This is a genomic window from Pseudomonas putida (assembly GCF_001941965.1).
Classification (GTDB): domain Bacteria; phylum Pseudomonadota; class Gammaproteobacteria; order Pseudomonadales; family Pseudomonadaceae; genus Aquipseudomonas; species Aquipseudomonas putida_L.
This window is the reverse complement of record NZ_MKZO01000067.1, coordinates 176,919-189,840: the sequence shown is the minus strand read 5'-3', so window position 1 is coordinate 189,840 and position 12,922 is coordinate 176,919. Positions and strand designations below refer to the sequence as shown.

Below are 12,922 nucleotides of genomic sequence, written 5' to 3'. Positions count from 1 at the left end.
TTCGCACACGCGGTCTTTCGCCACTGGATGTCCTGATGCGTAGTCCCTATTGGTTGTTCCTCGTCCTTCTCGCACTGCTCGGTGGCTTGCAGTACCGGCTGTGGGTGGGCAATGGCAGCCTGGCCCAGGTGGCCGAACTCAAGCAGCAGATCGCTGACCAGCACGCCGAGAACGAGCGTCTGCTGGAGCGCAACCGCGTGCTCGATGCCGAGGTGCTGGAGTTGAAAAAAGGTATGGAAACCGTGGAAGAGCGGGCCCGCCATGAACTGGGAATGGTGAAGGAGGGCGAAACCCTCTACCAACTGGCCCAATGAACACACCGCTGCCTGCCTTCTGGGCAGTGATCCCCGCCGCCGGCGTGGGTGCGCGCATGGCCGCCGACCGGCCCAAGCAGTACCTGCAACTGGGCGGACGCACGATTCTCGAACACAGCCTCAACTGTTTTCTCGACCATCCCTCGCTGAAAGGGGTGGTGGTCAGCGTTGCCGCTGACGATCCTTTCTGGCCCGACCTGGCCTGTGCCCGCGACCCGCGTATCCAGCGTGCCACCGGTGGCCGCGAGCGGGCCGATTCGGTGCTCAATGCCTTGTTGCTGCTGCATGCCCAGGGGGCGGCGGATGGCGATTGGGTGCTGGTCCACGATGCCGCACGGCCCAACCTGTCCCGGGATGACCTGGACCACCTGCTCCTGGAGCTGGCGGATGACCCGGTGGGCGGCCTGCTGGCTGTTCCGGCCCGGGACACCCTCAAGCGCGCCGATGCTCATGGCCGGGTCGAGGCCACCGTCGACCGCAGCACCATCTGGCAGGCCTACACCCCGCAGATGTTCCGTCTTGGCGCCTTGCACCGGGCGCTGGCCGACAGCCTGGTGGCGGACGTGGCGATCACCGATGAAGCCTCTGCCATCGAATGGTCCGGCCAGGCGCCGCGGCTGATCGAGGGGCGCAACGACAATATCAAGGTCACCCGCCCGGAAGACCTGGAGTGGTTGCGCCAGCGCTGGTCCCAGCGCTGATACCTCAGATCGCCTGGTATTCCGGGCGTTTCGCCAACCCCTCGCGCAAATGATCCACCAGCTTGCGCACCTTCGGCGACAGATGCCGCTGCTGCGGATACAGCGCCCACACCGCGGTGTTGGGTGGCTGGTGCGTTTCCAGCAGCGAAACCAGTGCGCCGCTGCCCAGATGCTCCAGCACGTAGTAGTCCGGCAACTGGCACAAGCCCATCCCTTGCAGCGCCGCGTCCAGCACCGCCTGGCCGCTGTTGCAGCGCCAGTTGCCCTGCACCCGCTGGGCGATTTCCCTTCCATCCTGCTGCATCGCCCAGATATCCGAACTGCCGATCAGGCAATTGTGCCGCGCCAGTTCCGACAGGCTGTGGGGGCGGCCATAACGGTTCAGGTAGTCCGGCGAGGCGCACAGGTACATGCGTCGTGGCGCCAGTCGTGCAGCTACCAGTCGCGACTCCTGCAAGCGGCCAAGACGGATGGCCAGGTCCATGCCTTCGTGGAGCAGGTCCAGGGTGTTGTTGGTCAACTCGATATCCACCCGCAATTGCGGGTACTGACTCATGAAACTGGCCACCAGTGGTGCGATGAAGCGCTCGCCGTAGGCCACCGCGCAGGTCATGCGCAACAGGCCCTTGGGCTCGCTGGTGAGGTCGCCCATGGCGCGCAGGGCTTCCTCGCGGCCGTCCTGCAGGCGCTGGCAATGCTGGAGAAAGGTCTGGCCGGCTTCGCTGAGGGTGACCCGGCGGGTGCTGCGATAGAGCAGACGGGTCTGCAGGCGTTCTTCGAGGCGCGCTACCTGGCGGCTGATATGGGAGGACGACACGCCCAAACGATCAGCGGCGGCGGTGAATTGCCCTGACTCGGCCACCGCGACGAATTCGTCGATCCCTTCCCAGCGATTACTCATTGATTATCCCTGTACAGCAATAATGTTTTGTCTTTGGCCTGATTATTCATCAAAAGACCTTGAATTACACTGCGTGCCTGAAATGTCCTTTCATTGGAGAAGATTGATGATCAAGTCCCGTGCCGCCGTAGCCTTCGAGGCCAAGAAACCGCTGGAAATCGTCGAAGTCGACGTGGCCATGCCCAAGGCCGGCGAGGTGCTGCTGCGCGTGGTCGCTTCCGGTGTCTGCCATACCGACGCCTACACCCTGTCCGGGGCTGATCCGGAAGGCATCTTCCCGTCGATCCTCGGCCATGAAGGCGGCGCGATCGTCGAAGCCGTGGGCGAGGGCGTGACTTCGCTGGCCGTGGGCGACCACGTGATCCCGCTGTACACCCCGGAATGCGGCAAGTGCAAATTCTGCCTGTCGGGCAAGACCAACCTGTGCCAGGCCATCCGCGCCACCCAGGGCAAGGGCCTGATGCCGGACGGCACCACCCGTTTCTCCTACAAGGGCCAGCAGATCTTCCACTACATGGGCACCTCGACCTTCTCCGAGTACACCGTGCTGCCGGAAATCTCCGTGGCCAAGATCCAGAAGGAAGCGCCGCTGGAGAAGGTCTGCCTGCTCGGTTGCGGCGTGACCACCGGTATCGGCGCGGTGCTGAACACCGCCAAGGTCAAGCCGGGTGACACCGTGGCCATCTTCGGCCTGGGCGGCATCGGCCTGTCGGCGATCATCGGTGCGGTCAAGGCCAAGGCCTCGCGCATCATCGCCGTGGACATCAACCCGGGCAAATTCGAAATCGCCCGCCAGCTCGGTGCTACCGACTGCGTCAATCCGAAGGACTACGACCGTCCGATCCAGGAAGTCATCGTCGACCTCACCGACGGCGGCGTGGACTTCTCCTTCGAGTGCGTGGGCAACGTCAATCTGATGCGTGCGGCGCTGGAGTGCTGCCACAAGGGTTGGGGTGAGTCGGTGATCATCGGTGTTGCCGGTGCCGGCCAGGAAATCGCCACCCGCCCGTTCCAGCTGGTCACCGGTCGCGTCTGGCGCGGTTCCGCCTTCGGTGGCGTGCGTGGTCGCAGCGAGCTGCCGAGCTATGTCGAGATGTCCGAGAAGGGCGAGATCCCGCTGGATACCTTCATCACCCACACCATGGGGCTGGAAGACATCAACAAGGCCTTCGACCTGATGCATGAAGGCAAGAGCATCCGCAGCGTCATCCACTTCTGAGGTCGCGCATGAGCCTGGAAAACATTTCCTGCCAGAAAAGCTTCGGTGGCTGGCACAAGCGTTACCGCCACCGTTCCGAGGTGCTGGGGTGCGACATGGTCTTCGCCGTGTACTTGCCGCCGCAGGCGGAGCAGGGCGGCAAGCTGCCGGTGCTGTACTGGCTGAGCGGGCTGACCTGCACCGACGAGAACTTCATGCAGAAGGCCGGCGCGCACAAGCTCGCCGCCGAGCTGGGGCTGATCATCGTCGCGCCGGACACCAGTCCGCGCGGCGCCCAGGTGCCGGGCGATCCGGACGGCGCCTGGGACTTCGGCCTGGGTGCGGGCTTCTACGTCAATGCGACCCAGCAGCCGTGGGCCGCCAACTACCGCATGTACGACTATGTGGTGGATGAGCTGCCGACGCTGATCGAGGCGCATTTCCCGGCTTCGGACAAGCGCTCCATCAGTGGCCACTCCATGGGCGGTCACGGTGCGCTGGTCTGTGCCCTGCGCAACCCCGGGCGTTACTCGTCGGTATCGGCCTTTGCGCCGATCAGCAACCCGATGGATTGCCCGTGGGGCCAGAAGGCCCTCGGCCGTTACTTGGGCGAAGACCGTTCGCGCTGGCGCGAGTGGGATGCCAGTGTGTTGATCGCCCAGGCCAGCGAGCAGTTGCCGTTGCTGGTGGACCAGGGCGATCGCGACGATTTCCTGGAAAACCAGCTCAAGCCGCAGGTGTTGCAGCAGGCTGCGCAAGCGGCGGGCTATCCGCTGCAACTGCGTCTGCAGCCGGGTTACGACCACAGCTACTACTTCATCGCCAGCTTCATCGATGACCACTTGCGGCATCATGCCGCAGCGCTGGGTGCCGGCCGCGCTTGAGGCGACAATTCAAGCCCAAGGCCCGGCAAAGCGGGTAGAATCACGCCCTGACTCAATCAGGGCGTTTTTTTATGCGTATTGGCCACGGCTACGATGTGCACCGCTTCGCGGAAGGCGATTTCATCACCTTGGGAGGCGTGCAGATCGCGCACAAATACGGGCTGCTGGCCCATTCCGACGGCGACGTGCTGCTGCACGCCCTGAGCGATGCCTTGCTCGGCGCTGCCGCGCTGGGTGACATCGGTCGCCACTTCCCCGATACCGACCCGCAATTCAAGGGTGCCGACAGCCGCGTGCTGCTGCGTCATGTGGTCGGCATCGTCCAGGCCAAGGGCTGGAAGGTCGGCAATGTCGACGCCACCATCGTTGCCCAGGCGCCGAAGATGGCGCCGCATATCGAACGCATGCGCGAGCTGATCGCCGCCGACCTGCAGGTCGAGCTGGACCAGGTCAACGTCAAGGCCACCACCACTGAAAAGCTCGGCTTCACCGGGCGTGAGGAAGGTATCGCGGTTCACGCCGTCGCCTTGTTGCTGCCAGCATGACCGAACTCGAACTTCTCGGTCCGCGCGCGAGCGGGCCGGCACTGGGCCGTGCGGTATTGAAGGCGGTGGCGGAAGACTTCCAGGTCGATGAAGTCCTGGATATCCCGCTGTCGGGGCAGGGCGAGCACCTGTGGCTGTGGGTCGAGAAACGCGACCTAAACACCGAGGAAGCGGCCCGCCGCCTGGCCCGCGCCGCCGGCGTGCCGCTGAAGAGCATCAGCTATGCCGGGCTCAAGGACCGTCAGGCCCTGACCCGCCAGTGGTTCAGCCTGCACCTGCCGGGCAAGGCCGATCCGGATTTCACGGCCGCCGAAAATGAAAGCCTGCGCATCCTCGAGCGCACCCGGCATTCGCGCAAGCTGCAGCGCGGTGCCCACTCGGCCAACGGCTTCACCCTGCGCCTGACCCAGCTCCAGGCCGATCGCGCCGCCCTCGACGCGCGCCTCGAACAACTGCGCGCCCAAGGCGTGCCGAACTACTTCGGTTCCCAGCGCTTCGGTCATCAGGGCGGCAATGTCGAGGAGGCCCGGCACTGGGCCGAACGCAAGGCCCTGCCGGAGCAGCGCAACCTGCGTTCGCGGGTGCTGTCCAGCGCGCGCAGCTACCTGTTCAACCGTGTTCTGGCCGAGCGTGTCGGTGACGGCAGCTGGCAGCAGGCCCGGGTCGGTGACCTGCTGGCCTTCACCGACAGCCGTAGCTTCTTTCCGGCAGGCGAGTCGGAATGCTGTGATCCTCGCCTGGGCATTCTCGACCTGCATCCCACCGGTCCGTTGTGGGGCGAAGGGCTTCCCGCCACGCAGGGCGCGGCCGGCGTGCTCGAGCAGCGGATCGGCGACGAGAACGCGGCACTTTGCCAGTGGCTTGGGAATGCCGCACTCAAGCAGGAACGACGCATTCTGCGACTGCCCATTGGCCGGCTGACGTGGCATTATCCCGAGCCTGATATCCTGCAACTGGAATTCGTCCTTCCGGCCGGATGCTTCGCCACCGTGGTGGTGCGCGAACTCCTTGATCTGGTCCCGGCAGGGCAGACGGACAGCCCATGCGTATTCTGATTTCCAATGACGATGGCGTTCTCGCGCCCGGTATCGCTGCGCTCCATGGTGCGCTGGCGGATTATGCCGACTGCGTGGTGATCGCCCCGGACCAGGACAAGAGCGGTGCCAGCAGTTCGCTGACCCTCGACCGTCCCCTGCATCCGTACACCTTGCCCAACGGCTACATCAGCATCAACGGCACGCCGACCGACTGTGTTCACCTCGGTCTCAACGGCCTGCTGGAGCGGACCCCGGACATGGTGGTGTCGGGAATCAACCTCGGCGCAAACCTCGGCGACGACGTGCTCTATTCGGGAACCGTGGCCGCGGCGCTGGAAGGGCGTTTCCTCGGCAACACCTCCTTCGCTTTCTCGCTCCTGTCGCGCCTGCCCGACAACTTGCCGACGGCGGCCTATGTGGCGCGCAAGCTGGTCGAGGCGCATACGCGGCTGGAACTGCCACCGCGCACCGTGCTCAACGTCAATATTCCCAACCTGCCGCTGGATCATATTCGCGGTATCCAGCTGACCTGCCTGGGCCATCGCGCCCGCGCCGCCGCGCCGATCAAGGATGTCAATCCGCGGGGCAAGGAAGGCTACTGGATCGCGGTGGCCGGCGATGTCGAGGATGGCGGGCCGGGCACCGATTTCCATGCGGTCATGCAGGGCTATGTGTCGATCACGCCGCTGCAGCTGGACCGCACCTTCAACGATGCCTTCGAACGCCTGCAGGGCTGGCTGGAGGGTGTGCTCTGATGCGCGATCAGGACGATATGATGCGCCGCGGTATCGGCATGACGTCCCAACGCACCCGCGAGCGGCTGATCCAGCGCCTGTGCGAGGAGGGGGTGTCGAACCCGCGAGTACTGGATGTACTGCGTCGCACGCCGCGGCATTTGTTCGTCGATGAAGCGCTGGCGCACCGCGCCTACGAAGATACCGCGCTGCCGATCGGGCACAACCAGACCATCTCGCAGCCGTTCATGGTTGCGCACATGAGCGAGGTGCTGCTGGAAGCGGGGCCGCTGGACAAGGTCATGGAGATCGGTACCGGTTCCGGCTACCAGACCGCCGTGCTGGCGCAACTGGTGGAGCGGGTGTTCTCCGTCGAGCGGATCAAGGTCCTGCAGGATCGGGCCAAGGAACGCCTGACCGAACTGAACCTGCGCAACGTGGTGTTCCGCTGGGGCGACGGCAGCGAAGGCTGGCCGGCACTGGCCCCTTACAACGGCATCATCGTCACCGCCGTGGCCCAGGAAGTGCCCCAGGCGTTGCTCGACCAACTGGCGCCGGGCGGGCGCATGGTGATTCCCGTGGGCAATGTCGGCGAGGTCCAGCAACTGCTATTGATCGTCCGCGAGGAGCATGGTTTCTCCCGGCGTGTGCTGGGCACGGTGCGTTTTGTACCCCTGCTCAACGGCACCTTGTCCTGACGCCTGTTTATTTTTGAAGTGGGCGAATTCTCCGCGTGGCATCGGGTCTATCAGCCGGGTGCCCCTGTATTGGGCGGCAACTGTTCACGTTTTGCGTTTGTACTGCGCGCGCAAGTGTCTGGCGCATGGTTATAATTGCAACATTATTGCGTTTTCAAACTCGGTCACCATTTAAGGGAGCGGCGGGTGAGTCAAACAGTCATTCGGCAGCGTATGGGTCTATCAAGCATCAGGCTTCTGGTGGTTGCACTTGCCTTTGGCATGTTGGTGACGGGTTGCTCCAGCACTTCTTCCTCTTCCAGCGGTGCGCGGGTGGTCGATCGCAACAATGCCGCACCCAAGCGCCCTGCGGTCACTTCCGGTCAATATGTGGTGCGCCCCGGGGATACGCTGTTTTCCATCGCCTTCCGCTATGGCTGGGATTACAAGTCCCTGGCTGCACGCAACAATATCGATCCGCCCTATACCATTCGCCCGGGCCAGGCGATCCGCTTCGATGAGCCTTCTTCCGGGTCTTCCCGCGTTGTGACCTCGACTTCCCCGTCGAGCAAGACCACGGTGACCCGGCGTCCGGCGGGAACACCGCCACCGGCGAAAAATACTGGCACTGCAAGCTCCGCACCGGTGGTCACACCGTCCACGGCGCCCACCCAGGTTCCCGCAGCAGAGCGCTCCAGCGGCGGCTGGGCCTGGCCGGCGAACGGCGTGCTGATTGGAAAATTCGCTTCAAACGGTAGTTTGAATAAAGGCATTGATATCGCCGGGGATTTGGGACAGCCTGTTTTTGCTGCCGCTGATGGTTCGGTGGTGTACGCCGGTAGTGGTTTAAGGGGCTACGGTGAGCTCGTAATCATCAAGCACAACGAAACCTACGTGAGTGCCTACGGTCATAACCGCAGGCTTTTGGTTCGGGAGGGACAGCAAGTCAAGGTTGGGCAGACAATTGCCGAAATGGGGTCCACGGGCACCGATCGCGTGAAGCTTCACTTTGAAATACGCCGTCTGGGTAAACCGGTAGACCCATTGCAGTTCCTGCCAAACCGTTGATTGTTGGTTCCGGCCTGTTCCTTAGCGTAATGGGGACAGGCTCTGGCGACGCCATGGACAAGGTGCGCTCGAGTCTGAGTTCGAACTCAGCAAAGGACTATAACAATGGCTCTCAGCAAAGAAGCGCCGGAGTTTGACATCGACGATGAGGTTCTTCTCATGGAGACCGGCATCGTTTTGGAAACGGATGTGGTGTCAGACGAACCTGCTGTACCTTCGGTTCGGACCAGGGCCAAACAGGGCTCTTCGCTAAAACAGCACAAGTACATCGATTACACCCGGGCACTTGATGCGACTCAGCTGTATCTCAATGAAATCGGTTTCTCCCCGCTGCTGACGCCTGAAGAGGAAGTCCATTTTGCGCGCCTGTCGCAACGTGGCGACCCTGCCGGCCGCAAGCGGATGATCGAGAGCAACCTGCGCCTGGTGGTGAAAATCGCCCGCCGCTATGTGAATCGGGGGCTTTCCCTGCTCGACCTGATCGAGGAAGGCAACCTGGGCTTGATCCGTGCGGTCGAGAAGTTCGACCCGGAACGTGGTTTCCGTTTCTCCACCTATGCGACCTGGTGGATCCGGCAGACCATCGAACGGGCGATCATGAACCAGACCCGCACGATTCGCCTGCCGATTCATGTGGTCAAGGAGCTCAACGTCTATTTGCGCGCTGCCCGCGAACTGACCCAGAAGCTCGATCACGAACCTTCCCCTGAAGAAATCGCCAACCTGCTGGAGAAGCCGGTCGCCGAGGTCAAGCGCATGCTTGGGCTGAACGAGCGGGTATCGTCGGTAGACGTCTCCCTCGGGCCAGACTCGGACAAGACCCTGCTCGATACCCTGACTGACGACCGGCCGACCGATCCCTGCGAGTTGCTGCAGGATGATGACCTGTCGCAGAGCATTGACCAGTGGCTGAGCGAGCTGACCGACAAGCAGCGTGAGGTGGTGATTCGCCGCTTTGGCCTGCGGGGTCATGAAAGCAGCACGCTGGAAGACGTCGGGCTGGAAATTGGCCTGACCCGTGAGCGGGTGCGTCAGATCCAGGTCGAGGGGCTCAAGCGCCTGCGCGAGATCCTGGAGAAGAACGGCCTCTCGAGTGAGTCGCTGTTCCAATAAGAATAACGATCGGCCTTGCATCGAAAACGCCCCGACTGGTTCGGGGCGTTTTCATTTGTGTCGGCAGGGTCCCCTATGAACCTGCTTTCACCTGGGGAGCGTAGGAGCGTAGCCCTTGCCTGATCGCGTTGGCAGTCCTAGGACATAAGACGGTTCCGTCAGGACCGAGCCTTTTGATGTAAGTAATCGCTTACGCGACGTGTAAGTGATTGCAGCAAAAGGAGGTAAATTTAGGTCGATTTGCGTGTGGTAAATTCAATAACTTATTGAAATTAAAAGAATTTATTTTTTGCTTCAATGACCCCTATGTCTTTTTTTGAGAGCCATTGCCAGTTGCGACCAGCGTTGTACGGGTTAATATTTGTCCTGTGTCTACGGACTGACACAGGTTGTCAGGATGACGACCAAGGACATCGCAGGATGCGATTCATCAGGATGATGACAGGGAATACAGGGACTACGGAAAAAATGTGGGCGGGTCAAACCGCCCCTTTTTTTTGCCCGCAGAAAATGAAAAAAGGCCCGCGAGGGCCTTTTTCGTTGGTCGGGAGCGAGTCCGGGACTCAGCGCTCCAGATCCTTGATCTTGCCTTTGACGCCGTCGAACTCTTCGGCATCGGCCAGCGCGTCTTTCTTTTCGGTGATGTTCGGCCAGATCTCTGCCAGCTCGGCGTTCAGCTCGATGAATTCCTGCATGTCATCAGGGACTTCATCTTCCGAGAAGATGGCTTGGGCAGGGCATTCAGGCTCGCACAGCGCACAGTCGATGCACTCATCCGGGTGAATGACCAGGAAGTTCGGGCCTTCGTAGAAGCAGTCCACCGGACAGACTTCTACGCAGTCGGTGTACTTGCACTTGATGCAGTTGTCGGTGACGACGAAGGTCATTTCTAATTCTCTCCTCAGGCGACGGCAGCGGTGCCCTTCCAGTCAGGGCCGCTCGGTTCGGTAGGTTCGCGGCGAGCCAGGCTAATAACTCGACGCTCCGCCAAACCGCGCGGGATTCTAACAGCTTGTGAAGCGCCGCGTTATAACAGAGTCTTCAGTTCATAGAGCATTTCGATAGCTTGGCGCGGGGTCATGTTGTCCAGATCGAGCTTGCCGATCTTGTCGATGGCCGGATGCGGCAGGCTGGCGAACAGGTCGCTCTGATGAGGTACTGCTGGCTCACTGCGACCACGCGTCGCAGTTTTGGGCGCCTCGTGCGGCAGGCTGGACGTCTCCAGACGGCCCAGATGCTCCCGGGCACGCTGGATCACCGGCGTCGGTACGCCCGCCAGTTGTGCCACGGCCAGGCCATAGCTCTGGCTGGCCGGCCCCGGCAGGACGTGGTGGAGGAAGACGATGCGCTCGTTGTGCTCGGTGGCATTCAGGTGCACGTTGGCCACCAGCGGTTCGCTCTCCGGCAGCACGGTCAGTTCGAAGTAGTGCGTGGCGAACAGGGTGTAGGCGCGCAGCTGGGCCAGACGCTCGGCGGCGGCCCAGGCGAGGGACAGACCGTCGAAGGTGCTGGTCCCACGGCCCACTTCGTCCATCAGCACCAGGCTGCGGTCGGTGGCGTTGTGCAGGATGTTGGCGGTTTCGCTCATTTCCACCATGAAGGTGGAGCGGCCACCGGCCAGGTCATCGCTGGAACCGATACGGGTGAAGATGCGATCCACCAGCGACAGTTGGCAACTGGCCGCTGGCACGTAGCTGCCGATATGGGCCAGCAGCACGATCAGTGCGGTCTGGCGCATGTAGGTGGACTTACCGCCCATGTTCGGACCGGTGATGATCAGCATTCGGGTGCTGTCATGCAGATCCAGGTCGTTGGCCACGAACGGCGTGGTCAGGACCTGCTCGACCACCGGGTGGCGGCCCTGCTCGATGTGCATGCACGGCTCGTCGACGAAGGTCGGGCAGTTCAGGTCCAGGGTCAGGGCGCGCTCGGCCATGTTGCTCAGCACGTCCAGCTCGGACAATGCGGCGGCAGTGTCCTGCAGCGGCGCGAGGTGGCTGATCAGGGTTTCCAGCAGCGCATCGTAGAGCATCTTCTCCCGGGCCAGGGCGCGGCTCTTGGCCGACAGCGCCTTGTCCTCGAAGACTTTCAGCTCGGGAGTGATGAAGCGTTCGGCGCCCTTGAGCGTCTGGCGGCGGATGTAGTCGGCCGGGGCCTGTTCCGCCTGCTTGCTCGGCAGTTCGATGAAGTAGCCGTGCACGCGGTTGTAGCCGACCTTGAGGTTGGCCAGTCCGGTGCGGGCCTTTTCCCGGGTTTCCAGGTCGATCAGGAACTGGCCGGCGTTCTCGCTGATCGACAGCAGTTCGTCCAGCTCGGCGTCGTAGCCGGTCTTCAGCACGCCGCCGTCGCGGATGACCGCAGGCGGGTTGTCGATGATGGCCTTTTCCAGCAGGCCAGCCAGCTCCGGATAGGTGCCGGCGATGGCGGCCAGGCGGGCGAGGTGCGGCGCCTCCAGCTCGGCCATGGCGTTCTGCAGCTCGGGCAGGGCGCCGAGGGCGTCGCGCAGTCGGGCCAGATCACGCGGGCGTGCATTGCGCAGGCCGATACGGGCAAGGATCCGCTCGATATCGCCGATGTCCTTGAGTTGCGGTTGCAGCCGCTCGAACCGGTAGTTATCGAGCAGGCAGCGAATCGAGCCCTGGCGTGCCTGGAGTACTTTCAGGTCGCGCAGCGGGCGGTTCAGCCAGCGGGTCAGCAGGCGGCTGCCCATGGCGGTCTGGCAGCGGTCGATCACCGACTGCAGGGTGTTGTCGCGGCCGCCGGCGAGGTTGACGTCCAGCTCCAGGTTACGGCGGCTGGCACCGTCGAGGATGACCGTGTCGTCGAGGCGCTCATGCTTGAGGCTGCGCAGGTGGGGCAGGGCGGTGCGCTGGGTTTCCTTGGCGTAGCCCAGCAGGCAGCCGGCGGCGCCGATGGCCAGGGTCAGCTTGTCGCAGCCGAAGCCTTTCAGGTCCTGGGTCGCGAACTGCTGGCACAGGCTCTTGCGCGCGGAATCGCGATCAAAGTCCCACGGCGCGCGACGACGGGAGCCACGACGCTTCTCGGCGGGCAGGCCCTGCGGCCAATCGTCCGGAATCAGCAGCTCGACCGGGTTGGTGCGTTCCAGCTCGGCCAGCAGGTTATCCCAGCCCTTGAGTTCCTGCACGGTGAAGTTGCCGCTGGTGATATCCAGCACGGCCAGGCCGAACAGGCGCTCGTCACCCAGCACGGCGGCGATCAGGTTGTCGCGGCGCTCGTCCAGCAGCGCCTCGTCACTCACCGTACCCGGGGTAATGATCCGCACCACCTGGCGTTCCACCGGCCCCTTGCTGGTGGCCGGGTCGCCGATCTGCTCGCAGATCACCACCGATTCCCCCAGCTTCACCAGCTTGGCCAGATAGCCTTCGAGCGAATGGAAGGGGATACCGCACATGGGAATAGACTGGCCCGCCGACTGACCACGGGCGGTCAGGGTGATATCCAGCAGTTTCGCGGCCTTTTTCGCATCTTCGTAGAAGATCTCGTAGAAGTCGCCCATGCGGTAGAACATCAGCTGGTCTGGGTGCTGGTTTTTCAGCTTCCAGTACTGTTGCATCATTGGGGTGTGTGCGGAGAGGTCAGACATTCAAGGCCTAGGAACGGTGTCTATCAGTGGTACTAATCGCGTAATACTACAGGGAATTTTTTAACGGTGCAGAGATGGCGCCAGACCGCTTCAAGCAGCCTGTGTGGGCTAAGCAGAGGGTGATGGGCGTAACGGCAACTGTCGCA

Annotated in this window: 13 protein-coding genes; 10 read left to right on the top strand and 3 right to left on the bottom strand. The window is 62.7% G+C overall.

Annotated elements, in window-relative coordinates:
• Positions 1–35: 35 nt before the first annotated feature.
• The gene (ftsB, locus tag PSEMO_RS28435) at positions 36–314 is read left to right on the top strand and encodes a cell division protein FtsB (RefSeq protein ID WP_009395237.1); all 279 of its coding nucleotides are present in this window, start codon (positions 36–38) and stop codon (positions 312–314) included.
• The gene (ispD, locus tag PSEMO_RS28430; RefSeq protein ID WP_075806199.1) at positions 311–1,015 is read left to right on the top strand and encodes a 2-C-methyl-D-erythritol 4-phosphate cytidylyltransferase; all 705 of its coding nucleotides are present in this window, start codon (positions 311–313) and stop codon (positions 1,013–1,015) included. The genes ftsB and ispD overlap by 4 nt, the downstream gene beginning before the upstream one ends.
• A gap of 4 nt (positions 1,016–1,019) precedes the next feature.
• Here ispD and PSEMO_RS28425 read toward each other — a convergent pair whose 3' ends face one another.
• The gene (locus PSEMO_RS28425) at positions 1,020–1,916 is read right to left on the bottom strand and encodes a LysR substrate-binding domain-containing protein (RefSeq protein ID WP_075806198.1); all 897 of its coding nucleotides are present in this window, start codon (positions 1,914–1,916) and stop codon (positions 1,020–1,022) included.
• A gap of 106 nt (positions 1,917–2,022) precedes the next feature.
• Here PSEMO_RS28425 and PSEMO_RS28420 point away from each other — a divergent pair, with 106 nt between their 5' ends.
• The 8 genes from PSEMO_RS28420 (at position 2,023) to rpoS (ending at position 9,172) form a co-directional block, all read left to right on the top strand.
• Positions 2,023–3,135: an S-(hydroxymethyl)glutathione dehydrogenase/class III alcohol dehydrogenase gene (locus PSEMO_RS28420; protein WP_075806197.1), complete on the top strand. Its 1,113-nt coding sequence runs from the start codon at positions 2,023–2,025 to the stop codon at positions 3,133–3,135.
• Between the two features lie 8 nt (positions 3,136–3,143).
• On the top strand, positions 3,144–3,998 hold the full coding sequence (gene fghA, locus PSEMO_RS28415; RefSeq protein ID WP_075806196.1) for an S-formylglutathione hydrolase: 855 nt from the start codon (positions 3,144–3,146) through the stop codon (positions 3,996–3,998).
• A 71-nt stretch (positions 3,999–4,069) separates the two neighbouring features.
• A complete protein-coding gene (gene ispF, locus PSEMO_RS28410) occupies positions 4,070–4,543 on the top strand; it encodes a 2-C-methyl-D-erythritol 2,4-cyclodiphosphate synthase (protein ID WP_075806195.1) in 474 nt (157 codons plus the stop codon).
• Positions 4,540–5,598 carry a tRNA pseudouridine(13) synthase TruD gene (truD, locus tag PSEMO_RS28405; RefSeq protein ID WP_075806194.1) on the top strand — a complete coding sequence of 353 codons (1,059 nt, stop codon included), beginning with the start codon at positions 4,540–4,542 and terminating at the stop codon, positions 5,596–5,598. Before ispF ends, truD begins: the two co-directional genes overlap by 4 nt.
• Positions 5,586–6,335: a 5'/3'-nucleotidase SurE gene (surE, locus tag PSEMO_RS28400; protein ID WP_075806193.1), complete on the top strand. Its 750-nt coding sequence runs from the start codon at positions 5,586–5,588 to the stop codon at positions 6,333–6,335. The genes truD and surE overlap by 13 nt, the downstream gene beginning before the upstream one ends.
• A 38-nt stretch (positions 6,336–6,373) precedes the next feature.
• The gene (locus PSEMO_RS28395) at positions 6,374–7,012 is read left to right on the top strand and encodes a protein-L-isoaspartate(D-aspartate) O-methyltransferase (RefSeq protein WP_178392073.1); all 639 of its coding nucleotides are present in this window, start codon (positions 6,374–6,376) and stop codon (positions 7,010–7,012) included.
• Positions 7,013–7,198: 186 nt separating this feature from the next.
• On the top strand, positions 7,199–8,059 hold the full coding sequence (locus PSEMO_RS28390; protein ID WP_086937283.1) for a peptidoglycan DD-metalloendopeptidase family protein: 861 nt from the start codon (positions 7,199–7,201) through the stop codon (positions 8,057–8,059).
• 105 nt (positions 8,060–8,164) lie between these two features.
• Entirely contained in the window at positions 8,165–9,172 is a 1,008-nt protein-coding gene (gene rpoS, locus PSEMO_RS28385; protein WP_075806190.1) for an RNA polymerase sigma factor RpoS, read from the top strand.
• Positions 9,173–9,735: 563 nt separating this feature from the next.
• Here rpoS and fdxA read toward each other — a convergent pair.
• Together fdxA and mutS are read right to left on the bottom strand one after the other, a co-directional pair.
• On the bottom strand, positions 9,736–10,059 hold the full coding sequence (fdxA, locus tag PSEMO_RS28380; protein ID WP_075806189.1) for a ferredoxin FdxA: 324 nt from the start codon (positions 10,057–10,059) through the stop codon (positions 9,736–9,738).
• A gap of 140 nt (positions 10,060–10,199) precedes the next feature.
• Positions 10,200–12,776, bottom strand: coding sequence for a DNA mismatch repair protein MutS (gene mutS / locus PSEMO_RS28375; protein ID WP_075806188.1), 2,577 nt, complete (start codon positions 12,774–12,776; stop codon positions 10,200–10,202).
• Between the last annotated feature and the right edge of the window lie 146 nt (positions 12,777–12,922).

Coding starts and splice junctions, on each gene's coding strand:
- ftsB (WP_009395237.1), top strand. CDS start 36: ATGCGTAGTCCCTATTGGTTGTTCCTCGTCCTTCTCGCACTGCTCGGT.
- ispD (WP_075806199.1), top strand. CDS start 311: ATGAACACACCGCTGCCTGCCTTCTGGGCAGTGATCCCCGCCGCCGGC.
- PSEMO_RS28425 (WP_075806198.1), bottom strand. CDS start 1,916: ATGAGTAATCGCTGGGAAGGGATCGACGAATTCGTCGCGGTGGCCGAG.
- PSEMO_RS28420 (WP_075806197.1), top strand. CDS start 2,023: ATGATCAAGTCCCGTGCCGCCGTAGCCTTCGAGGCCAAGAAACCGCTG.
- fghA (WP_075806196.1), top strand. CDS start 3,144: ATGAGCCTGGAAAACATTTCCTGCCAGAAAAGCTTCGGTGGCTGGCAC.
- ispF (WP_075806195.1), top strand. CDS start 4,070: ATGCGTATTGGCCACGGCTACGATGTGCACCGCTTCGCGGAAGGCGAT.
- truD (WP_075806194.1), top strand. CDS start 4,540: ATGACCGAACTCGAACTTCTCGGTCCGCGCGCGAGCGGGCCGGCACTG.
- surE (WP_075806193.1), top strand. CDS start 5,586: ATGCGTATTCTGATTTCCAATGACGATGGCGTTCTCGCGCCCGGTATC.
- PSEMO_RS28395 (WP_178392073.1), top strand. CDS start 6,374: ATGACGTCCCAACGCACCCGCGAGCGGCTGATCCAGCGCCTGTGCGAG.
- rpoS (WP_075806190.1), top strand. CDS start 8,165: ATGGCTCTCAGCAAAGAAGCGCCGGAGTTTGACATCGACGATGAGGTT.
- fdxA (WP_075806189.1), bottom strand. CDS start 10,059: ATGACCTTCGTCGTCACCGACAACTGCATCAAGTGCAAGTACACCGAC.
- mutS (WP_075806188.1), bottom strand. CDS start 12,776: ATGTCTGACCTCTCCGCACACACCCCAATGATGCAACAGTACTGGAAG.